Origin of the sequence: Desulfosporosinus orientis DSM 765 (assembly GCF_000235605.1) — a bacterium.
Taxonomy (GTDB): domain Bacteria; phylum Bacillota; class Desulfitobacteriia; order Desulfitobacteriales; family Desulfitobacteriaceae; genus Desulfosporosinus; species Desulfosporosinus orientis.
In genome coordinates this window covers 4,699,944-4,723,156 of sequence record NC_016584.1, presented here as the reverse complement: position 1 = coordinate 4,723,156, position 23,213 = coordinate 4,699,944, and the positions used below count along the sequence as shown (strand labels likewise).

General features: G+C 42.0%; 15 protein-coding genes, 2 pseudogenes and 1 riboswitch. Of the genes and pseudogenes, 10 read left to right on the top strand and 7 right to left on the bottom strand.

The features are described from left to right. Window positions 1–29: 29 nt before the first annotated feature. Together DESOR_RS21775 and DESOR_RS21770 are read left to right on the top strand one after the other, a co-directional pair. The gene (locus DESOR_RS21775) at window positions 30–5,828 is read left to right on the top strand and encodes an AAA family ATPase (protein ID WP_014186753.1); all 5,799 of its coding nucleotides are present in this window, start codon (window positions 30–32) and stop codon (window positions 5,826–5,828) included. Window positions 5,829–6,037: 209 nt separating this feature from the next. Continuing rightward, complete coding sequence (locus tag DESOR_RS21770; RefSeq protein ID WP_014186752.1) at window positions 6,038–7,318, top strand: DUF3298 and DUF4163 domain-containing protein; 1,281 nt, start codon at window positions 6,038–6,040, stop codon at window positions 7,316–7,318. 82 nt (window positions 7,319–7,400) lie between these two features. On the opposite strand, the gene DESOR_RS21765 is transcribed toward DESOR_RS21770, so the two are convergent. The 4 genes from DESOR_RS21765 to DESOR_RS21750 all read right to left on the bottom strand — a co-directional run bounded on the left by DESOR_RS21765 (window position 7,401) and on the right by DESOR_RS21750 (window position 11,899). After that, window positions 7,401–8,096, bottom strand: coding sequence for a response regulator transcription factor (locus DESOR_RS21765; protein ID WP_014186751.1), 696 nt, complete (start codon window positions 8,094–8,096; stop codon window positions 7,401–7,403). A 126-nt stretch (window positions 8,097–8,222) separates the two neighbouring features. Then, window positions 8,223–9,959 (bottom strand): ABC transporter ATP-binding protein, encoded by a 1,737-nt coding sequence (locus DESOR_RS21760; RefSeq protein ID WP_014186750.1) that lies wholly within the window; start codon window positions 9,957–9,959, stop codon window positions 8,223–8,225. A gap of 274 nt (window positions 9,960–10,233) precedes the next feature. Beyond that, the gene (locus DESOR_RS21755) at window positions 10,234–11,115 is read right to left on the bottom strand and encodes a peptidylprolyl isomerase (protein WP_014186749.1); all 882 of its coding nucleotides are present in this window, start codon (window positions 11,113–11,115) and stop codon (window positions 10,234–10,236) included. A gap of 208 nt (window positions 11,116–11,323) precedes the next feature. Beyond that, window positions 11,324–11,899: a flavodoxin family protein gene (locus DESOR_RS21750; protein ID WP_014186748.1), complete on the bottom strand. Its 576-nt coding sequence runs from the start codon at window positions 11,897–11,899 to the stop codon at window positions 11,324–11,326. 278 nt (window positions 11,900–12,177) lie between these two features. Between DESOR_RS21750 and DESOR_RS21745 the strand changes: the two genes are divergently transcribed. The 3 genes from DESOR_RS21745 (at window position 12,178) to ribB (ending at window position 13,996) form a co-directional block, all read left to right on the top strand. Continuing rightward, complete coding sequence (locus DESOR_RS21745; protein ID WP_014186747.1) at window positions 12,178–12,495, top strand: DUF2680 domain-containing protein; 318 nt, start codon at window positions 12,178–12,180, stop codon at window positions 12,493–12,495. 170 nt (window positions 12,496–12,665) lie between these two features. Further along, window positions 12,666–13,058: a rhodanese-like domain-containing protein gene (locus DESOR_RS21740; protein ID WP_014186746.1), complete on the top strand. Its 393-nt coding sequence runs from the start codon at window positions 12,666–12,668 to the stop codon at window positions 13,056–13,058. Window positions 13,059–13,144: 86 nt separating this feature from the next. Then, window positions 13,145–13,291: riboswitch (FMN riboswitch) on the top strand. A 57-nt stretch (window positions 13,292–13,348) separates the two neighbouring features. Then, window positions 13,349–13,996 carry a 3,4-dihydroxy-2-butanone-4-phosphate synthase gene (ribB, locus tag DESOR_RS21735; RefSeq protein ID WP_014186745.1) on the top strand — a complete coding sequence of 216 codons (648 nt, stop codon included), beginning with the start codon at window positions 13,349–13,351 and terminating at the stop codon, window positions 13,994–13,996. Window positions 13,997–14,054: 58 nt separating this feature from the next. Here ribB and DESOR_RS21730 read toward each other — a convergent pair whose 3' ends face one another. Both DESOR_RS21730 and DESOR_RS21725 read right to left on the bottom strand, forming a co-directional pair. Next, on the bottom strand, window positions 14,055–14,528 hold the full coding sequence (locus tag DESOR_RS21730) for a ribonuclease H-like YkuK family protein (RefSeq protein ID WP_014186744.1): 474 nt from the start codon (window positions 14,526–14,528) through the stop codon (window positions 14,055–14,057). 221 nt (window positions 14,529–14,749) lie between these two features. Then, window positions 14,750–16,096, bottom strand: a complete 1,347-nt coding sequence (locus DESOR_RS21725) for a hexokinase family protein (protein WP_014186743.1) — start codon at window positions 16,094–16,096, stop codon at window positions 14,750–14,752. A gap of 219 nt (window positions 16,097–16,315) precedes the next feature. On the opposite strand from DESOR_RS21725, the gene DESOR_RS21720 reads away from it, so the two are divergent. Both DESOR_RS21720 and ald read left to right on the top strand, forming a co-directional pair. Continuing rightward, complete coding sequence (locus tag DESOR_RS21720; protein ID WP_202946171.1) at window positions 16,316–17,899, top strand: sigma 54-interacting transcriptional regulator; 1,584 nt, start codon at window positions 16,316–16,318, stop codon at window positions 17,897–17,899. Between the two features lie 331 nt (window positions 17,900–18,230). Next, window positions 18,231–19,349 (top strand): annotated as a pseudogene (gene ald / locus DESOR_RS21715) (alanine dehydrogenase). Between the two features lie 74 nt (window positions 19,350–19,423). Here ald and DESOR_RS21710 read toward each other — a convergent pair. Next, window positions 19,424–19,735 (bottom strand): hypothetical protein, encoded by a 312-nt coding sequence (locus DESOR_RS21710; RefSeq protein WP_014186741.1) that lies wholly within the window; start codon window positions 19,733–19,735, stop codon window positions 19,424–19,426. Between the two features lie 252 nt (window positions 19,736–19,987). Between DESOR_RS21710 and DESOR_RS21705 the strand changes: the two genes are divergently transcribed. From DESOR_RS21705 to DESOR_RS21695, 3 genes and pseudogenes are all read left to right on the top strand, one after another. Next, window positions 19,988–21,055 carry a M42 family metallopeptidase gene (locus DESOR_RS21705; RefSeq protein ID WP_014186740.1) on the top strand — a complete coding sequence of 356 codons (1,068 nt, stop codon included), beginning with the start codon at window positions 19,988–19,990 and terminating at the stop codon, window positions 21,053–21,055. Continuing rightward, window positions 21,046–22,089: pseudogene (locus DESOR_RS21700) on the top strand (M42 family metallopeptidase). The gene DESOR_RS21705 and the pseudogene DESOR_RS21700 overlap by 10 nt, the downstream one beginning before the upstream one ends. Next, complete coding sequence (locus DESOR_RS21695) at window positions 22,086–23,081, top strand: M42 family metallopeptidase (RefSeq protein ID WP_014186739.1); 996 nt, start codon at window positions 22,086–22,088, stop codon at window positions 23,079–23,081. Before DESOR_RS21700 ends, DESOR_RS21695 begins: the two are co-directional and overlap by 4 nt. Window positions 23,082–23,213 lie beyond the last annotated feature (132 nt).

Genomic DNA, 23,213 nt, shown 5'->3' with positions numbered 1-23,213 from the left:
ATGAGTTTGGGCTTAGAGGGTGTTCAAGTATGGCTGACTATAAAAAAGAATCTTTAGCCAATCTATTAAGCAGGGAAAAAATTGAGACGACGTTATTTCTTAATCTCGCCATTGAAATTTGCCAAGGGCTCACTGGATGGCATGCTGCCCAACGAGTTTATCCGGATTTACAACCCAACAATATTCTAATAACTTGGGACCCTCTAAGTGTTGAGCTTAGGGCGGATAAAGGAAATAATCCGTCCCAGTCCTATTATTATCAGGCGCCGGAGCAAACAGGGCGGGTGCTGAGAAAGATTGATTCCCGGACGAATCTGTATGCCTTGGGAGTGATTTTTTATGAAATGTTAACAGGTACTAGGCCTTTTGAATCGGATGATTACGTGGATGTGATCTATTGCCATCTGGCTCGGGAGGCACTACCGGCTAATCAGGTGAATCCTCAGCTCTCTCAGGTTTTATCAGATATCGTCGTCAAGCTAATGCAAAAAAAGATGGAGAATCGCTACCAGACGGTTGCCGGATTAAAAGCTGACCTTGAAATCTGCAGGAAAGTTATGTCGATTTCCAACAGTGATGTAACTATTCCAACCTTTAAGCTGGGACGATATGACATAACTCAAAATTTATCGTTTTCGAAAAACGTTTTAGGACGGAAATCTGAGTTGGCTCAATTGCTCCAAGGGTTTGAAGAGGCGAAAAAGGGTCAACAACAATTAATGTTTGTCACGGGATATTCTGGGGTGGGAAAAACGACCCTGGTTAATGAACTTCGTCTCCACATTGGGGACAGCAGAGTGCAGTTTATCCAAGGGAAATTTGATCAGTTTAAGAAAAGTATCCCTTATCATTCCTTTATTCAAGCCTTTGATCAATTGTTTAAAGAGATTTTGAGCCAATCAAAAGAGGATATTTTAAGATGGGAAGAGCGAATTTTGTGTGCGGTATCTGGGAATGGAAAAGTAATCACAGATATTTTTCCTAAGCTGGAGATGATTATCGGACCTCAGGAGCCGGTTGAATCCTTGGCTGCTAATGAGGCTCAGTATCGTTTACAGCGGGTTTTTAATCAATTCCTGCAAGGGATTACATCAAATACTGTTCCCCTCATTCTATTTTTAGATGACTTACAGTGGGCAGACATTCATAGCTTAAAGCTTTTGGAAATTATTGCTGCCGAGAAAGCGAGAATTCCCCTTTTTTTAATCGGGGCTTATCGAGATAATGAGGTTCATCCCGGCCATCCATTATCTGCTCTTATTGAGAAGATTCGCAGGGAGAATCCAACTCAGATTGAGGTTCTTCTATTAAAACCTTTAAACCTTCTGCAAGTCCGCCAACAAGTGATACAGGTTCTGGGCCGGAAGGATGAACAGGCGGAATTATTTGCTCGTTTATGTCATGTTAAGACAGGTGGAAATCCGTTTTTTATGAATCAATTTATCACCACTCTTAAAGATGAGGGGCTGATTATCTACTCGGCAGAACAAGAAAATTGGGAAGTATCCTTGGACCAAATTCTGAATCGTAGTGTGACGGATAATGTTATTGATTTCATGGTTGAAAAAATTGAAAAGCTGCCTCTCAAAAGTATTGAAGTCTTAAAATGGGCATCCTGCATCAATAATACCTTCGATATTAAAACATTGGCACAGACTCAAGGGCTGACTGAAGAAGAGGTGCTTGGAGTACTGAATGAAGGGATCAAAGAAGGACTTATTATTTATCAGGAAGATACCCGGGAAGATTTTTCGGAAGCCTTCATTGAGTACAGCTTTTTACATGACCGGGTTCAGCAAGCTGCTAATTCCTTGCTCAGTGAATCGGAAAAAAAGGAGATCTGTTATCAACTGGGAATTTGGTTTTTAAATAATAAGCCAAATTTTAAAAATGCAAAAAACCTCTTAGAAATTACAGATTATCTTAATTATGCTCAGGATCGGATGAGCAGCAGCCAGGAGACAAAGCTGCTGGCCCGATTGAATCTGGAAGCGGGAAAACGTGCCAAGCAATCCTTAGCCTATGAGAGTGCCTTGGACTATTTGCAAAGGGGAATGGCCCTTTTAGGATCGCAGATCTGGGAAAACAACCATGATATGGCTCTGGAACTCTATACAGAAGGGACAGAAACAGCCTATCTTTGCGGAGAGTATGCATTAGTGGATGAATACGGAGAAGAAGTCATCCGCCAGGAAACCCTTTTGCTCAATAAAGCAGCCATCTATATTATCAGAATTGAATCCTACACTGTGCAAAATCGTCTTTTCGATGCCATTGAAACCGCACGAGAAATTTTATGCCTTTTGGGAATCCAGATTCCTCAAAAACCTACTCGTTACGATATATTGTGGAAATACCTGCAGATTAAAGCAGCTTTATGGGGCCGAAATTTCGATGACTTAAAGGCTATGCCCGAGATGAGAGATAAAACATATTTGGTGATTATGAGGATTCTAACCTGTACGGGAATCGCCGCCTATTCGTCATCCCCCCGTATTCTAATGATGCTGACGCTGAATGTCGTCCTGATTTCCTTAAAACATGGGACAGCCCCTGCTACTCCAGTCGCTTATGCCGGTTACGGACATTTTCTTTGCACCTACATGAAAAAGAGAGAATTAGGTTATCAATTTGGCAAATTGGCCATAGAACTTCAAGCGCCCATGAAATCTAAAGCGTTCCAATGCAAAAACCATTTATTATTTGAAATTTTGGTGCGTCACCAGCGAGAACCTATTCGTTATACCCTGGGAGGTTTCCCTAGGCATCATGAAATGGGTTTGAATGAAGGAGATTTGACATCTGCCGGTCATGTCATGATGCAGTACTTTGTCTATCTATATCTGGCAGGACGAGAACTTACTGATATTAAAAAGGTCATGGAAGATTATAAAGATGTGTTGCTTCGTACCGGGAACACCACTTCCATTATGGTATGCCTCATGTACCTGCAGGGGCATGTCAATCTACTTGAGTCAAAGCCGGAACCATGGATCTTAACGGGAGAGTATTTTCAGGAATTGGAGGCTTTGCCTCTTTATAAAGAGACCAATGATCGTACTATTATTTTTAACTCCTATTTTAATAAAATGATACTTTCCTACCTAAGTGGAAATTATCGAGAAGCCCTTGCCAATATAAAAGTGGTTGAAGAGTACATTGATGGAGCCATAGGGACATTTTGTATCCCTGTTTATCATTTTTATAGTGTTCTAATTCGTTTAGAAATTTTGGATCGTTGTTCTTTCTTTGAGAGATTTACCCAGCAAAAAAAATACCGCTCCTCCCTGAAGGAACTTTGTGGTTTTCTTAAAGCAGCTCCGGAAAATATTCTCAACAAGTATTGGCTGATTCGTGCCGAGCTTGCTAAAGGGAGGGGAAAACCGGAACAAACCTTAGGTTATTATGATAAATCCATTCAAGCTGCGTTGGATCATGGTTTTCTGCCGGAAGAAGCTTTGGCCAATGAACTAGCGGCCAGATACGCCTTTTCCTCAGGCCGTATGAGATTAGCAGAAAACTATGTGCGAGAAGCAATCCGAGGTTATGGAGCTTGGGGTTGGGGGGGGAAAGCCAAAAAGCTTCAGGCAAACTATCGGGAGATACTTCAAGATAAAGAAGTATCGTTGGATCGCTTTGAGTGTGCAGCAGCCAGTGAACTGCCTGATTTTCGCAGGTTGGACATGGAGACAATCATTAGAGCAAGTCAAGCACTTTCCGAAGAGATTGTGCTGCAAGATCTCCTCAAAAAACTTATTTGGTTAGTCCTGCAAAATGCCGGAGCTCGGAAAGCTTATTTGCTCCTGGAAAGAGATGGGGACTATTATATCGAAGCGCAAGGGGATGCTGAGAGTGAAGCCGTCGCTTTGCCTCAAGACGTTCTGGTGAAAAGCAGGGAGCAGTTACCGCAAAAAATTCTGAACTATGTGGTTAATGCTCGCGAAACCCTGGTGTTGAATAAAGAAGAGGAGATTCAACAATTTTTGGGGGAACTTTTGAGCTATAGGAAAACCGCCAAATCTATGTTATGCATGCCTGTAGAATCGAAGGGCAATATGCTTGGGATCTTATATTTAGAAAATGATCTCATGGATGGAGCTTTTTCCGGGGAACATCTGTTGGTTTTGAAGATTTTGGTCTCTCAGTCGGCAATATCCATTGAAAATGCCCGGTTATACCAAAATCTTGAAAAGCGAGTTGAAGAACGAACAGCACAGCTTAAAGCTAAAAATTTCGAATTAAAAACCACCAATTTGCAATTGGAACAGGCTAATCAGGCAAAAACAGAGTTTCTGGCTAAAATGAGTCATGAAATGCGTACGCCATTGCATGGTATTTTTGGTATGGCGAGCTTAATCCAAAAAGGAAGATTATTGCCTGAGCAAGGAGAGCATTTGAAATCTATCATTGATTCGGCACAAGTGCTCTTGGAAATTATCAATCAAATTTTGGATTCTTCAAAGGTCGAAGCCAATCGTATTGAATTGGAAGAAAAAACCTTTGATATAACATTCTTGTTAGAGGAGCTGATCCCTGGATTTTTAGTCAAAGCTCAGGAAAAAGGACTTCAGGTTAAGATAGAGAGTACGCCTGACACTTTCTCAGGACTGAGAGGAGATCCTTTACGAATCAAGCAAATCCTAGCCAATCTGCTCAGCAATGCCATAAAATTCACAGAGAAGGGTCTGATTCAGGTTCGCTATTCTGTTATCCCCCAAAACCCAGCCACTCATGAAGAAGGAGCACCGGCAACCTTAGAAATGAGTATTGAAGACAGTGGAATAGGAATTCCCCAGGACAAGTTAGACTATATCTTTGAAGACTTTACTCAGGTTGACAGCAGTATTAGCCGAAAATATGGCGGAACGGGATTAGGCTTGGCAATTACCAAAAAACTTTTAGATTTAATGAAAGGCTCCATAACTGTGGAAAGCCGTTTGGGGCAAGGAAGCAAGTTTCAGTGCCGAATTCCTTTAAGGCTATCCGGCGAAAACTGGACTGTTAATAAGGAAGGTAATAGTAACCCTCCCTCTAAGAACTGTCAATTCCAAGATTTAGGGAAGTTAAAGGTTTTGGTTGCGGAAGATGACGCTGTGAGCAGAAAATATGTGCAGGCCTTATTACACTATTTAGGTTGTAACGCAAAAATGGTCTTAAATGGCCTGGAAGTTTTGGAAGAACTGAAAGCCCGGGAGTATGATTGCGTTATTATGGACAAAAACATGCCTGAACTTGACGGCATTGAAACGACACGCCGTATCCGCAGGAATGAAGCCTTGACAGGAAAACATCTTCCCATCATCGCCTTAACTGCTTCAGCTTTAGCCGGTGACAGGGAGAAGCTCTTAGCTGCAGGTATGGATTATTTTATTACTAAGCCAATTCATGAAGCTCACCTAATCCAGCTATTAGAGGGTATTCAGCAAGGGGATCTGCCAAGGATGTCTGCCCATCAGCCTCAATCTCTATTAATGGACCGCTCAGTCTTTTTAGCAGAGGCTGAACTTTACGGTGATGAGGTTGTGTTAGATATTGTTGAGAAGTTTTTAACGGACTATGAGAAGATGCTGATCCTCATCGAAGAGACCATTCAGAAGGCAGACTTTGAGAGGATCAGAAAAAATGCTCATCGTTTGGCCAGTACTCTATCTATTTTTCATAGTTCTGAGTTGGTTTCACTGGCTCAAGGTTTGGAACAAAAGGCTCTGGACCATGAACTTGAGGATCTCAGGACGGGATTTAGAGAGCTAAAAGCTAAAATAGGAGTCTTTGTTTTGGAACTCATGGGGATTGAAGGAGTATTAAAACAGAGGATTGCGTCTAAATAATAAAGATAGTGCAGCTTCCTAAGGACTTGGCTTGAGCCAAGTCTAATTATGTTATGAAAATAAGAATATTAAGCTGCCGGAAGGATTGTCATAGTGTTTGCAGAATAAGTCATAGTATAAAGCATCGTATTTATTGGCTTAGCAACACTTGCTGATTTGTTTTTCAAATTTGCAGAGCCTCTAAAATCAAACAGTGAGAGGGGATTCAAATGCAAACAATCAGAGCTTGTCTATTTAAAATCCTGGCGGGATTATTAATCTTGGGGCTTGTACTTACCGGATCGGGATGCAGTACGAAAGAGACTGCTGCCCCTCAGGTAAGCTCACCTACCCTGTCCATAGAGCGTAAGGTACACACAGAAACCGTTCGTGATGAAAAAGATGGGACAGTATTACTAACTCTGAAAATGACCTATCCTCAAATTAAAAATCCTGAGAATAATGCTGGTATCTCTAAAATTAATGAATACTACGGCAAGCAGTATGATGAATTTAGGAACAGGGTTATGCTGGATGGGCTAAGAATGGCTCGAGGTGATAAAGAAGCTGCCCGGAACAGCGGCTTTGAGTTTCGCCCTCATGCCTATGAAAGAGATATGGAAATGGATTATAATGCCAACAATTTGCTTTCAGTGGTCAATCTCCAATATGAAAACACAGGTGGAGCCCACCCCAATTCTTGCTGGCTTTCAGATACCTTTGATGTAACAACAGGAAAGAAATTATCCCTTGCCGATATTCTAGGAGGCAGCAGGGAAGAAGCTTTGGAAAAGGTATACCAGACGGTTTTGGAACAAATCAAAAAAACCGAAGGGACCGAAGAGTTTGTTTATCAGGACAACTACCCGGAAAATGTTCGTAATAGTTTTTCTGAAAATGACTTTGTTTTGACAAGCAACAGCTTGATGGTCTATTATCAGCCTTATGCGATAGCGCCCTATGCCGCCGGTATTCCTAAATTTGAGCTTCCTTATTCTCAAATGAAATCTCCTGCCTTAAAGATTCCGGCCATTCTCCAAAATTCATTAGAACGTGATCTCTATGAACAGGTGGGAAGACTCATTGATAATAACAAAGAAGCTTATTTCGAAATATTTGGCTTATCCATGCTTAGGATGGATATTCCGGAAAACCGAGCTGAAAATGAGGTCCTATTTCCGGTAATCGATAATCGTTTTAGGAGCTATAAGGAAATGGAACAATTCGTCAGAGGCACCTATATACAAGCAGAAGCAGATTCGCTGCTAAGCAGCGGCAAATACCGCAATGTCGACGGTCAATTATTGGGAGATGTAAGTAAAGATGCAGGTACAGGTTATTATGTCAACTGGGATGATTACAGCTATGTTTTGGAGAATACTTCGGAAAATTCCGCAACACTGCAAATTATGACAACGGATGATTCTCCCGCCGGTAAGAAGTCGATCATGATCACCGGTAAGCTGAAAAAAGAAAAAGGAGTTTGGCTATTGGAAAAAATGCTTTTCTAACGTTACACAGGATCAAAGCTAAAGCCCTCACGCAAATTGAAGTGAGGGCTTTTTCATAAGTACAAGCAAATTTATTTTAAGATCAGACGCTTATCATCCGATAACCTATACTACGAATAGTTTCGATGATATCTGGATTTCCGCCGTGATCTTGGAGTTTTTTTCTTAAGCGGCGAATATGTACATCAACTGTTCGAGTCTCTAGAAATTGTTCATCATGCCATAATAAATCAAGGAGATGATCTCTTGTAAAAACTTTGCCGGGGTTTTTGACCAGTAATGTCAAAAGTTCAAATTCACGGTAGGTTAAAGGAAGCAATACTTTGTTCAGATAAACAGCTCTGCTGTCATGGTCAATTTCAATGCCGTGAATACACAGCATCTTAGTACAATTTGGTAAACCTTCATTTTTTTTAAAGGCCTTCTTTAAGCGGGCCATGAGTTCATGATAGCGGACAGGTTTACTAAGATAATCATCGGCTCCCATTTCCAGCCCCAGGACAGTTTCGATTTCACTATCCTTGCAAGTTAACATGATTACTGGCAGATGTTTATAACTTGGGTAGTTTCTAATCCATTTTAAGACATCCCAACCGTCCATATTGGGAAGGACTACATCTAAAATTACAGCGTCGAGGTCGTTTTGTTCAAGCTTTTCCAGTGCGGCTTCTCCCGATGAACAAGGCATTGTCGTGTAACCGTTCTTTTCCAATGCTGCCTTTAAAAGTTTCTGAATGGATGGATCATCATCGACTAACAGGACTACTTTTGACTTCATCTCGTATCTCCCTAAATCCGAACAAATAGAAAAATCTAAAAATTTCACTTCAATATTTATCATACAGGAAAATGGCTTAAGTATCAATAATTGGCAAATTCCAGGTGGTTTTGATATGGAGCATCTTCATTCCAAGCCTTCAAATTGCATATTATAGTAATGAGCATAGATTCCAGCCCTTTCGATAAGTTGTTTGTGACTGCCTCTCTCTTGAATGCCTTGGTCAGTGACAACGATAATCTCGTCGGAATTTTTAATGGTACTTAATCTGTGAGCAATCACGATAGTGGTTCTGTTTTGAGAGAGCTTCAGTAGAGATTTTTGGATGTACCGTTCACTGTCGTTATCCAGAGCGGATGTCGCTTCATCTAAGATCAAAATGGGAGGGTTCTTTAAAAACACCCGGGCAATGGAGAGCCGCTGCTTTTGGCCGCCTGAGAGTCTGACCCCCCGCTCTCCTACATAAGTGTCATAGCCCTCGTCAAGGGACATGATAAAGTCGTGAATATTGGCCTTTTGGGCTGCTTCAATTATTTCTGATTCTGTGGCTCCTGCTTTCCCATAAGCAATGTTTTCTTTGACGGAGCCATCAAACATATAGACATCCTGCTGTACAATGCCAATGGCATTTCGCAAAGATTCTAGAGTGAGATCCCGGATATCCTTGCCGTCAATAGTAATGGAACCAGAGGCTGCATCATAAAATCTGGGCAGCAGAGAACAAAGGGTAGTTTTTCCGCCCCCGGAAGGTCCCACTAAAGCAATGGTTTGTCCGGCACCAATAGTGAGGCTGACATTATCTAAAACCTTGGCATCATCGTTATAACGAAAGGATACATTATTATAACGGATCTCTCCTTTTACATCGCTTAAAGGTATCGCTCCCTCTTTGTCCACGATATCGGGTTCCGTTTCCAATACTTCGACAAATCGCTTAAATCCTGCGTATCCCTTTTGAAAAGCCTCAGTATAGTTGATTAAGACATCAATAGGATTAATAAAGAGGTTAATGTAAAGAACATAAATGGCCAGATCAGAAATTTCCAGTGTACCATCAGCAATGAATAAGCCGCCTGATACAATAATGACAACATAAAGAAGCCCTTCAAAGAAAGAATTCCAGGCATGAAAACCTCCCATGAGGTGATAAATCTTGACTTTGGACTCTAAAAATTGGTGATTGCTTTTCCTGAATTTTTCTTGTTCAAGGTTTTCGTTAGCGAAGGACTTAACAACTCTGATTCCGGCCAGACTGTCTTGCAGTCCAGAGTTTACAGCGGCGATTTTAATACGGCTGTCAGCAAAGCTGGGAGCCATTTTAACATTCTTATAAATTGTAAAAAGTACCATGATTAAGGTAACTCCCAGCAAGATCAACGTCATTTTAACGTTAATTAACATTAAGAGAGCAAAAGAACCAACGATCTTGAGGGTAGAAATGAAAACATTTTCCGGTCCGTGATGTGCCAGCTCGGAGATATCAAATAGGTCAACAACCAGCTTAGACATCATTTCGCCTGTGTTATTTTTATCATAGTATGAGAAAGACAGTTTTTGAAAATGGTTAAAAAGATCTCTTCTCATATCAGTTTCCATTTTGGCTCCCATGATGTGGCCCCAGGATATGATGAAATACTGACAAAAATATTTAAGGACATACATGGCCAGTAAAGCCAAGCCGATAAATCCTATGGCGTGGAGTATGGTCTCCTTGTCTTGGGTAAATAGATTTTTTGCTAGGTAATTCAGAATCTGGGGGAAGGCCAGATCAATGGCGGAAACAATGATGGCACAAAACATGTCGAAGTAAAAGAGGAATTTGTAGGGTTTATAATAGGCTATAAATTTCTTAAGGATATTCATTTGCGGAATGCCACTTGCCTTTCTGTTGGTTGCTTAAGACAATATTATCACACTGAGGTCGTTAAGCAATTCTGAATATTTGCTGCAGGAGAGTAATCGGAAGAAAACCAGGTTAGGTTCATTGATTGTAAGATAAAGGAATTGGTAGAAAAAATCCGCCCCAGTTGACGTTTATTTACGTCTTTGGGGCGGATCTCTTTTCCTCGGCTTGTCCCAAGAATCTTACGCGCGTAAGATTCTTGGGACAAGCTCGTTTTTGACCACCATGGGCAGTTTAAGTTAAATAATTTTCAATAGTATACTCAGCCTTGCGTTCCTGAAGCCAATCGTTGAATCCTGTAGATAGTTTCTCATCAAGCAAAGCATCAATTATCTTATCCTTACTTTCCGCGAGAGTAGCCTCTTTAGCTTCTTTTTTATCTTCGACTTTAATAATGTGATAGCCATAATCGGTTTTAACCGGTTCGCTGATTTTACCCACCTCTAAAGAAAAGGCGACATCTTCAAATTCTTGTACCATGTCTCCCTTTTTGAAATACCCCAGCTCTCCGCCTGAATCTTTGCTATTCTCGTCGGTTGAATATTCCTTTGCCAATTCGGCAAAATCTTCACCGGCAGCAAGTTTTGCTTCAATTTCATTCGCTATCTCTTCAGTACTCACCAGAATGTGACTGGCCTTTACTTGTTCAGGTTCAGCAAGGCTTTCTTTATTAGCATCATAGTACTGTTGAATTTCTTCATCGGTTATAGGACTTCTGGCTTCAAAAATTCTTTTTAGCTCTATATTTGTTACGATGTTTTCCTTAAGATCATCAAGAGTCATTCCATTAGTTTCTAAGGCCTGATTAAAAGCTTCATCACTGTCGAAAGAGTCTTGCAAAGTCGATAGTTCTTTATTTATATCTGCTTCTGATACTTGGATGTTCTGTTTTTCGGCTTCCTGCTTGATAATGCTTTGTTGGATCAGGGTCTCTAAAGCGTCTGTTCCTCCTTGTTGAACTAAAAGTTTATGCAGCTCAGATTCAGTAATAGGTATCCCGTTGACTTTAGCGACAATAGTGTCTTTTGTGCCGTAAAGAAATCCGATGCCAATCCCCGCCACAAATAGGATAATTAGAAGACATACATAACTTTTAGTCACTTTTTTAAATATCACCTTATTGCTCCTTTATAGTTGATAAGTTATATGAAATAACTGTGAGTTAAGTATAGTATTGCAAGCTGAATTTAAATTGAGTGTTTCCTGAGAGACGTCTGAAAAGTTAAGCCGGAAATTTAAAAGGGGCTCTGTGAAAACATAGCTAAAAGAAACCGCTCGAAATCGAATGATTTCGAGCGGTTTGCCAGTTGTACTTTTCAAACAATTATCGAACTTGTTTTAGGAGCTGTGCCATATTTTTACCAAGAGTTTGGAAGGTTTGAATCCCTTCAGCATCATTTTGAACTTCGCCGGGCTCACGAGATAAGGTTAAATTCCAATAGTTAGAGCTGCAAATGATCATTTCAGCAATGCCAAAAAAGAAATTAATAGCCGAGTAGGTAAAGGTTGATCCAGCCCTGCGGGCAGCGACGACAGATGCGCCGACTTTCCCTTTTAAGAGAGTACCTCCATTAGATTTTGCTACATAACCGCAGCGATCAATTAGAGCTTTAACCTCTGTGCTTACATTGCTGAAGTAAGTAGGTGAACCGATAATAATTCCATCGGCTTCTTCTATTTTTTGAATGAAAGTATTCATTTCATCATCTTTTCGTATACAGCGATTGTCTTTAGTTTCTCGGCATTTGCCGCAGGCTAAACAGCCAAATACTTTACGCCCCCCTAATTGAACAATCTCGGTTTCAATGCCTTCTTTTTTTAATTCATTCAAAACAATTTCCAGGCTTTGCTTCGTATTACCATTAACCCGGGGGCTGCCATTAAATGCTACAACTTTCATTTCTCGAACACTCCTTCTATGTTGCTGGGGAAATTGATTGATATAATAATATACGATATATATTATACGTCAAGTACATATACTTTCGTATTATAGTATATAAAAGTATACCAAGGTACCTGGAAGTACCTTATATATGTGTGTAGGTGATTATGAAAAAACGGAACAAGAATATAACCTGACTTAATAAACAGATAAATATTGGCAGGTAATATTGCGATAAAGGTGGGTATTCTAATAGTGTTTCCGGCAAAATAATGAATGAGGAGGACTTGCATATGAGAAGACTGGCTGCAAGCGTTTTGGCTTTGGCTCTGTTGGTTCTAAGTGCTGCGCCTGCCTTAGGGGCTGTTGATCAGGGTAAATTGAATGAGATTAAAGCTTTAACTCAACAAATGTACAGTATCAAAGCTCAGATTATTGATAAGGAAGTTGAGGCAGGGATACTGGATCAAACAAAAGCTGAAAAAATCAAGAAAATGATGCAGGAACGTCAACAAAAGATTGAACAAGATATTGACAAAGGCGAATTTCATGGTTTTGGGCACAAAAAAGGCGGCGGCCATAAACACTCTAATGCACAGAGACCAGAGTAAACTCATTCACTTCTAATCCATGTCGGATGCACTATAAGGAGCGACCCCATAGAAACTGGGGGTCGCTCCTTGTGATTAAATAGGAGGAAGGAAGAGTTTCCTGATAATAGTCATTGACAAACAATAAAACAAGTCTTACAATTCCTATATACGGGGGAGGGGTATTAAGAATGAACCATACACTGTCAATCACTGTTTTTATTACCGGTATCCTTTTATTATGGTTCTATCAGAGAGGCGGAATCGACAAAAACAGAATTGAACCTGCTGAGGCAAAGAAACGCTTAGAAACTGAAAAGGGAATTATTGTACTGGATGTTCGCACACCGGGGGAGTATTTTGAGAAACACATTCCTAAAAGTACCTTAATTCCTCTAAATACTTTAGCTAAAGAAGCCGGCAGCAAGCTTCGGGACAAAGAAGCTACGATTTTCGTCTATTGCAGAAGTGGAAATCGCAGCAGAGCGGCTGTCAGAATATTGCTTAGGCAGGGTTTTACCAATATTTTTAACCTTGGCGGTCTTAACCGCTGGCCTTATAAGACAGTTTCAGGCAAAAAGTAACGGGATAGGAGACTGAACTGTTTTTCACACTAAGAGAAGTTAAGGCTGGACAAACCACCTGCTAAGAGTATACTTGTAAATAAATGACTTATTCTCAGGGCGGGGTTAGATTCCCCACCGGCGGTATCCTAGTTATTTCTAGGGAGCCCGCGAGCGCTCTTCTTGCCGAAGAGGTCAGCAGAACTGGTGCAAGGCCAGTGCCGACGGTATAGTCCGGATGGAAGAGGATAAGGGAGTCTTCTTTATGCCCTGATTCGAGTAAGTCGACTAAAATTAGGAGGCGTATTACTTTGAATCAGACTTTATTAAAACGTTTCGGAACCCCATTTGAGAGAGTAGAAAAAGCCCTTGACTCATTACGTCGTGGTCGCGGAGTCTTGGTAACAGATGATGAACAAAGGGAAAATGAAGGAGATATTTTTTTCGCGGCTCAGTACTTAACTATCGAACAAATGGCTATGTTAATTCGAGAAGGCAGTGGAATCGTTTGCCTGTGTCTGCCTGAGGAAAAGGTCCAAGAGTTAGGATTACCCATGATGGTGGAAAACAACACAAGCAGTTATCAAACTCCCTTTACAGTTTCTATCGAAGCTGCGATAGGGGTTACGACGGGTGTGTCGGCTGCTGACCGGGTCACCACCGTGAAAGCGGCGATTGCCGATAAAGCGCGTCCGGAGGATCTTCGTCGTCCGGGACATATGTTTCCATTAAAGGCTAAGCCATTAGGAGTGCTGGAGCGGCCCGGGCACACAGAAGCAAATGTGGATTTAATGAAGCTTGCCGGATTAAAACCCTATGGTGTATTATGTGAACTAACTAACCCTGACGGTACTATGGCGCGCCTGCCTGAAATTGTGGCCTTTGCCGAAAAAAATGAAATGCCTGTCGTTACGGTGGATGATATCATCAGCTATCGTAAGGCGAGAGAACAAAAGTAAGGGTCCAGGATGCATTTTTGGCTAACGGAAAGCTAAAGCCATCAGGTTATCAAAAAATTTATTTTGATAACCTGTTGGCAACGCTGGAAGCCATGTAAGAATCCGGTTTGATTATACATTGAAATCCGCAAGCTTTAACCCAGCCTTTAATCTCTGAAACATACTGAGAAGTAGGACCATTATAACCGACGTCAACATGGACTTGGATTTCGTGGGGGATATTGCTTTCTTCAAAGGTATGATTCAATTTAAGAGCTAGCTCAATGCTTAAATTCGTCTCATAAAATATTTTTTGCCTAATGTTATTGATTTTTTTTATCTTTTTAATTTCGTAAAAATAAATTCCGCCTTTGCCCACCTTGTTAATTATTCTATGAATACCTACAGTGACAGGTACTTTTGTAAAGTCAGAATTTTGGCTGTCTGTTCCCACGGCGATAACGTATTCCAGATCTTGATCTTGAACAGCATAAGCCTTTATAATCGAAACCATTTCTTGAAAAGAAACTTCACCGTATGTCAGACTGTACATTAGTAATCTCCTTTCAAATGAACGATCATCAAGAGTTCTTAGTACATTTGTTATTTCCATTTAATCATTATATATTTTATGTGTAAAAACAATATTATAGTTTGGTTAAGAAATTGATAAATAAGTTGCGGGCAAAAATCAGTGGATAAGCAGCAGAAGACTCAGCCAATTGAAAAAGGCTGAGTCTTCTTGCTAAAATAGCGGTGGATTCATAGGATAAGTTAACGTTGTGGAACTCTGGTGCTGTTATTGGCATTGAGGCTTACCAAGGCCGCAGCAATAGCCGCCCCCGTTAGTGAGCTGCCGGAGGATAATCGGACTTTGATTAAATCGCTCTTTGTTCCTAATCCGTCATTTAGAGCAGCCCTTATCTCCTGGGCATAGCCGGGCATTTTTTCATATAGTGATCCATCGACGGCGATAGTGTGAGGATTCTCAAAATATGGGTCAAGATGTTGGACAATCCCTATAAAACTGGCCGCTGCCAGCCGAGCTGAGCGTTTTGTAAGCAAATGAGCGATCCGCTGGAGAATGAGGCCCTCAGATCCTGACCTAATGCTGGAGTTAAGATCCAGATCAGCCTTCTCAGTAAGGATTAAAGCCAAATCTTTGCCGTTTACGTCGTAGGGAGTGTGCCAACGAGGAGGGAGCATAAGCTTAAGTACCCCCCGCTGGGAAAAATCAAGGACGATTATGCGCAAAAGCTCTCCCAGATATTTGCCTGAGAGCTTTTTTTCAAACAATTGTTCCCCAGGGTTTTCGCTTTGCTGGTCAAGAATTAAATCATAGAAAGTAGTTGGAGCAGCAGAGAAATTGCCAGATTCTGTGTTGATAAGGATAGGAGACTCAAAGTTGGGTACCCTTGGTTCTAAGTAGCAGGAGTTGTGCCCAGTTCCGATAATCGAAGCAATCTCGATGCCAGGATCTCCATAAGCTGCAGTCAGGTAAGTGGCCACAGTGTCATTAATAATCGCAGTGGGCTTTACATCTTGATCAAGCCCGCAGCGGGAAAGGGCATCATTAAGTAAACAACCTACGTCTTTCCCGGCAACACCGGAGGTTTTAACTTCTTTGTCCCAATGGAGGAGCACCCCTTCTCCTATTCTCTGTTGGCGGTAGGGGAAGGAGAAGGCAAACCCTAAAGGCAGTGGTCCAGTTAGAAGGGAACAGTGAGTAGGGCGAACAGGTGCCTTATTGAGCACTTCCTGAATGATTCCCGCCAGAAAATCAAACAACTCAGCAGCTGTCACAGCTTCGTCACGGTAATCGTACCCAGTTTCAGGATTGGCTAAAGGTCGGGATTGTCGATAGAATTCTAGATAATTTCCTTCTCCTTTAAGATCAACGAGGGCAGCACGAACATTGGAACCGCCAAAATCAAAAGCCAGAAAGGTCCCAGTTTCGCCGCCGCTGGGAGCTCCAAGGTAAGAAGGAAACATCTTAAGGGAGCTTGCAAGCCCGCTTAAGCCCTTAGTCATATGCTCTTGAAAACTTAAAGAAATTGTTAGAATTTGAGTTGTAGAAATTAACATTTCTTGTTCTACAAAAGCTAATAGTTGCTCTAACAAAACACATATCCTCCTGTGGACTAACTTAACAAATATAAAAATGCTTCGTAGGGACATAAGGTGGTTACCTTGTAGTATATTATTATCAATATTGTAAGTGAATGCCGACAAGTGATCAATGATTCCGCATTTTCGTTTTGAAGGGTTCTAGAGGCTATTTGGAGAATAAATCTCTTGGAAACCTTGTTTTCAAAGTTGCTCAAAAGTGGAGCCATCATTTTGCAACAATTAGAGGAGAGGGTGCAAGAAGTGTACTTACGCTTGCGTATTCCATATATTGACCGTATCGGGATTGTTCATGACATTTCATCTATTTTGTCGAAACGTGGTACTAGCATTCGTTCCATGGAGGTTGAAGAAGGCACGGTGTTTCTGGAGTGCCAAAATGTTAACCAGGACCAACGGTTAGAAATCATTGAAGAATTAAGCGGCATCAGTGGCGTGCAGACAATCGTAGAAATTCCCTTCATGCCTTCAAAAGGTCGAGCTGATCAACTTGATGCCATCGTATCCTCTGTCCAGGATGGCATCTTAGTGGTTAATCAGGATGGCATTATTACCCAGTGCAATCCGGCGGCGGTTCGTATTCTCAGATTGTCGGCTCAGCAAGCCCAGGGACAGCCTTTAGATCCAGGGCTTATCAAACATTTGCTGATACGAGAAACTCTGGAAACGGGATGTCAACATACCAATAGGGAGGTATTCATTACCTCAGACCAAGGGTATTGTGTTGTTAATACTATACCCCTTAGGAATAACAGCGGTGATGTGGTGGGCGTGATTGCTGTCATTCGGGATACTCGCGAGGTAAGAAATCTAATGCGCAACATGACAACGTCTTTGCCTATGACCTTTGCGGATATTCCTTTTATCAGTCCGGTCATGGAAAAAGTCGTGGGGCAAGCGCGACGCTATGCGACCAGCGATTCCACGATCCTCATTAACGGTGAAACGGGAACGGGCAAAGAATTATTTGCCAGAGCCCTGCATAGTGCTTCGGGAAGAGCCAATGCCGCTTTTGTACCCATCAACTGTGCAGCCATCCCGGACACCTTACTGGAAAGTGAGTTGTTCGGGTATGCAGAAGGCGCTTTTACCGGAGCGGTAAAAGGAGGCAAACCCGGTCTGTTTGAATTAGCCAACGGCGGGACCTTGTTTCTTGATGAAGTGGGAGATGTATCCGCACATTTACAAGTTAAACTGCTGAGGGTACTGCAGGAACAACGCGTGCGGCGGGTAGGCAGTAACAAAGAAGTAGCCATCGATGTCCGGATTATTGCCGCGACGAATCGCAGTTTGGAAAAAATGGTGGCAGAAAAAACCTTTCGAGAAGATTTATTTTACCGGCTGAATGTCATCCCTTTACAGATACCGCCTCTTCGGGAACGATTTGAAGACATAAGACTCCTCAGTAACCTTTTTTTAAAAAGGTATGCTGAAAAATTACAGCGTCCGCTAAAAGGTTTTTCTCCATCGGCCTTGCAGCGGTTAGAAAGTTATAACTGGCCAGGGAATGTGCGGGAATTGAAAAACATTATAGAACGGGCCGTCAATCTGGTTGACGGCGAAGAAGTACGCTCAGAACACATTTTTTTAAGTGGACCATCCGGATCCATAGACTTGCCGACATTAGTGCAGTTTGAAACCTATCAGACATTAGAGGAACGTCTGGGTGAAGTGGAACGAATAATTTTACAGCAGACCTATCAGCGTTTTCGGTCTTCCCGACGCATGGGTGCAGTACTGGGGTTATCCCACACCGCCGTACTAAAAAAAATGCGTAAATATGAATTACCACTATGAAATTAAAGGGGTTACAAAGTCCAAAGGCAAGCAGCATCTCTATTATGAGAGACGCTGCTTGCCTTGTTATTACTTACTCTAAAAATCTTTATTCCATCATCTGATGGTGCTGCGGTAGCGGCATGGCTGGATACTCTGAAAAAGTTTTGGAAACATTCTATGCCAGTGGAAATTATATTGGAAACATAAGTTTACACTTTAGCCTAAGACTCCTCTAGGATTAAGGATGAAATAAGGGTCTGAGAATGGCATACATTTTGCAAAAGCAAAAGAGTGCAGATGAAATTTGCATTACAGTTAAGTTAAAAAAATTAAAGGGGATGGGTTAAATATGATCATCGGGGTAGCAAAAGAAATTAAAAATAATGAAAATCGGGTAGGACTTACTCCTGCCGGAGCGGCAGATCTGAGCCGAAACGGGCATACCGTACTGATTGAGCGCAACGCAGGTTTAGGCAGCGGCTTTTCCGATGAAAGTTATGCTAAAGTAGGGGCAAGCATTATTGACGACAAGAAAACTTTATTTGATCGATCGGAAATGATTATAAAAGTAAAAGAACCCTTAGCAGAGGAATACGATTTATTCCATGAAGGGCAAATTCTTTTCACATATCTGCATTTAGCACCGGAACCTGCTCTTACCAAGGCCTTGCTGGAAAAGAAGGTTGTCGGTATTGCCTATGAAACCATTGTTGGAAGAAATAATACCTTACCCCTTTTGTCCCCTATGAGCGAGGTGGCCGGTCGTATGGCAGCGTAAATTGGCGCCCAAATGCTGGAAAAACCATGGAGCGGGAAAGGGATCCTCTTGGGCGGCGTCCCTGGCGTCGAATCAGCTCAAGTGGTTATCATCGGCGGGGGTATTGTTGGAACGAATGCGGCGAAAATGGCTATCGGCATGGGCGCCAGGGTAACCATCATTGATAGTTCCAGCGACCGTCTTGCCTACCTGGATGATATATTCGGCGGGAGAGTTATGACTGTGATGTCCAATAGCTACAATATCGCCAAGTGGGTAGAAAAAGCTGACCTTTTAATTGGAGCCGTTCTTATCCCGGGTGCTAAGGCGCCGAAACTAGTGAGTGAAGAAATGGTTAAATCCATGGAAATGGGTTCTGTGATTGTGGATGTTGCCATCGATCAAGGCGGTTCCATTGAGACCATTGATCGAGTTACAACCCATAGTGAACCTACCTACATTAAATATGGTGTTGTACATTATTCTGTAGCTAATATGCCTGGCTCGGTGTCACGTACTTCAACGTTTGCATTAACGAATGCCACCTTGCCTTATGCCTTGAAAATTGCCAATAAAGGCTGGCGGCAAGCACTTATCGATGACCCAGGCTTAGCATGCGGACTCAATGTCTATGACGGAAAAGTAACCTTTAAGGCTGTTGCCGATGATCAGAATCTTCCCTATACACCTGTAACAGAAATTTTAGCCTAATCATCAGGAATAAAACTAACAAAAGGCCCCCTTTCCGACGCCAAACACATCAAGGATGCGGAAGGGGGCTTCGTTTATTTAGCAGATACTGCCGAACTGGAGACATTTCCTTTATGTCCCGGCGAAGGGGTGGCAGTCATGTGACTGTTGCGGATATAAATCAGAAGATCCGTTAATACCATTAGGAAATTCAAAAAGTATAAATAGACTACGGCATCGTACTGATTAAAAATTTTATGCAAGATCCCAGCGACATAGCCAATGAGGATAACCACTAGGAACAAGGCACTTTTACCGGCTGTTGATCGGGAAGTATAGGACTTATAAATGGAAAGGGGCCAAGCGGCTCCAAAACATATTAACATGATAATTTCAAAAATACTCATAAAACCAACCTCAATCCAAAGTTATTATTGCAGTTACTTTCAAAATTTGACAGTCTAATTATACAACAATTTTAAAATCAATGGATCTTTTTAAACAAAGTTCCATAATTCTAAAAAAAATGAATAAATAAAATTATCTGTGTTCAACTGCGGAAGATAGAAAAAGGTTATTCTGAAATCAATAGAGAAGTAATAAAAGTAATATATAACTTACCAACAAATATGTTGTTTATGGAGAGAAGGTGAATCTTTTTGGGCAATTCTTTGCTTCAGAATGCGAGAGAATTTCTTACTCATTTATCAGAAAGTTCAGGGGTCTCCGGTCATGAGACTTCTATTGCATCCTTAATCAAGGAACAGTTTGGAAGAATTAGTGATGAGGTGGAAAGTGATAAATTTGGCAATGTCTATGCCTTAAAAAAGGGTAATATCAATGTGAATGGAAAAATTATGCTGGCAGCCCATATGGATGAGATTGGTCTGATGGTTAAAAAGATTGATTCCAGGGGTTTTCTCTATTTTGCAACAGTTGGTGGAGTGGATCCTCGTACTCTTATATCACAAGAAGTGTTTGTTCACGGACGTCAGACTTTTCCGGGGGTTATCGGGTCCCTGCCTCCTCATCTGCTCCATAGTCAAGACTTGGAACAGGCAATTAAGATGGAGGAGTTGGTGATAGATGTTGGGCTTTCTGCTGAAAAAGCACAGGAACTAATACAAGTGGGGGATGTGGTTACTCTCAGGCGAGAGGTTTATCCCCTCCTTAATGATTTATTAGCGGGAAAATCTTTGGACGACCGATCCGGAGTGGTTGTCATGATGGTTTGTCTCGAAGAACTTGCCCGGCTGCACCATGCCCATGATGTGATTGCCGTGGCCACAACTCAAGAAGAGGTGGGAATTCGGGGGGCCATGACAAGTACTTATACCCTTAATCCGGATCTAGCGGTAGCCATTGACGTTACACATGGAAGTACCCCAGACACAAAGGGGCAAGTAAAGATTGAACTAGGGAAAGGACCGGCAGTAGCCCTAGGGCCGAATATTCATCCCGCCATCTACCGGCAGATTTCTGAAACTGCTCAAGAGCATCGCATACCCATTCAAATAGAGCCCATTCCGGGGCATTCAGGAACAGATGCCTGGGCCATTCAAGTAAGCCGGGCAGGTGTTCCTACAGGTTTGATATCCATTCCCTTGCGCTATATGCACACTTCTGTGGAGACTCTCGATTTGCATGATGTTCTTAACTCAGGGAAGCTTTTAGCTTATTTTATAGCCTCCTTGCCCGATGATTTGGAGGGATTGCTGTGTTATTAAAGAAGCTATGTGAATTAAACGGAACCTCAGGAGCCGAAGGGGCTGTCAGAGATTGTTTGCGTCAAGAAATCCAACCTTTTGTGGAAACAATCCAGGTGGACAAAATGAGGAATTTAATCGCCGTTAAAAACAGCCAGCGTTCCGGTCCTAAAGTTATGGTTGCAGCTCATATGGATGAAGTTGCCCTGATGATTATGGATATCACCAGCGACGGATTTCTCAAATTTCAGCCTGTAGGAGGAATTGATCCTCGAATCTTGGTCTCCAAGCCAGTAAGAATTAATCAGTCTGTCATGGGTGTCATAGGTGCTAAAGCCATCCATTTACAAAGAAGCTCAGAACGACGAAGGGCTTTGACCTTTGAGCAGCTGTATATTGATATAGGAGCTAAATCGAAAGAGGATGCCTCCGGTAAAGTAAAACTAGGGGATTACGCTTATTTTCTGACGGAGTTTGAGACTTTTGGCGAAGGGCTTTACAAAGGAAAGGCCTTAGATGATCGAGTCGGGTGTGCTATTATTGCAGAACTGCTTAAAAAAGACTTTGCTTACCCTCTGGTTGCTGCCTTTACAGTTCAAGAAGAGGTAGGTCTCTGAGGAGCTAAAACAGCCGCCTATCAGGTGGAGCCTGATTTTGCTATCGTTATCGAGGCCACTGCAGCAGCCGATCTATCCAACGATGAAGAAGAAGAGTGGGTCACAGAACTAGGCAAAGGTCCGGCCTGCTCCCTTATAGACAGTGCAACCCTTTATAATCCCAAATTAATCCGTTGGGTGAGTGAAACAGCTCGCCGCAAAGGTATACCTTTGCAGTTTCGGCGCGGGAGCAGAGGAGGAAATGATGCAGGTTCTATTCATGTCAGCAAAGAGGGAGTTCCAACCATTGTTTTAAGTGTACCTTGCCGTTATCTTCACTCCCCTGTTTCTTTGATATCCGAGAAAGATTATAGAGCTGCTCTCGATTTGGTTAATGAATTGTTAATAGATCTTCCGCGAATGTTTGCTGACGTCAGTGTTAAGGAGGAACATGCATGATGGATTTAGATTTTGCCATGCTTAGACAGTTGACTCAACTCTTTGGCCCTTCGGGTTCAGAAGGAAAGGTCGCCGACTTCATAGCTGCTCAGCTGAGTCCCTATGCCAATGAGCTGAGGACGGACATTTTAGGAAATCTAATGGTTAAACGCTATGGAACCGGAAAAAAAATAATGGTTGCAGCTCATATGGACGAAATCGGCTTGATGATTACGTACATTGATGAAAAAGGTTTTTTGCGCTTTACTCCTCTTGGTTTTCTCCATACCTCTAACCTAGTGGGTCAAAGAGTAAGGTTTGTCAATGGCAGGATTGGAACGATTGGCCTTGAAAAGCTAGATAGACCCAGCGATTTTAAGGTTCAGAAACTATATATTGATATTGGAGCCCAGTCACGAGAAGACGCTGAGCAAGTTGTCTATGTTGGCGAAACCGCCGTGTTTGTCGGAGGCTACGAAGAATCCGGATCAAGAATCATGGCTAAAGCCCTTGATGATCGGATAGGCTGTTTCGTTGCCATGGAAGCCTTCAAGCGAACTAAATCAACACACCAATTAGAGTTTGTTTTCACGGTTCAGGAAGAAATAGGCACGCGCGGTGCTAAAACCGCTTCCTATGCTTTGGAACCGGACTTAGCCATTGCAGTGGATGTGACAGTAACCGGGGACACGCCTAAAGCAAATAACATATCCGTAAGCTTGGGCAATGGTGTGGGGATAAAATTATACGATCGTTCTATGGTTACATCTCCTCAAATCAAACAATGGATGGCTGCAGTAGCTGAAGAACGAAGGATTCCTTTTCAGTGGGAAGTCTTGGAGTTTGGAGGGACAGATTCAGGAGCAATTCATCTGTCAAGAGGCGGAGTTCCCTCAGGAGTAATTTCCATTCCCGCTCGCTATGTTCATAGTCCTGCTGAAATGATTGATAAACATGATGTGGAAGCAGCGGTACAGTTGCTTGTGGCTTTATTAGAACAACCCCGTGAATAATAGCTGCCATTGCTTTTTTTGCATTAGCCCCTTATTATCAATACAATTAGAATGACCCAGTCCAAGACTGGAAAGATTACTGGATAATCAAAAAGTGGAGAATTTGGCAAAAATAATGTATATTATTCATAT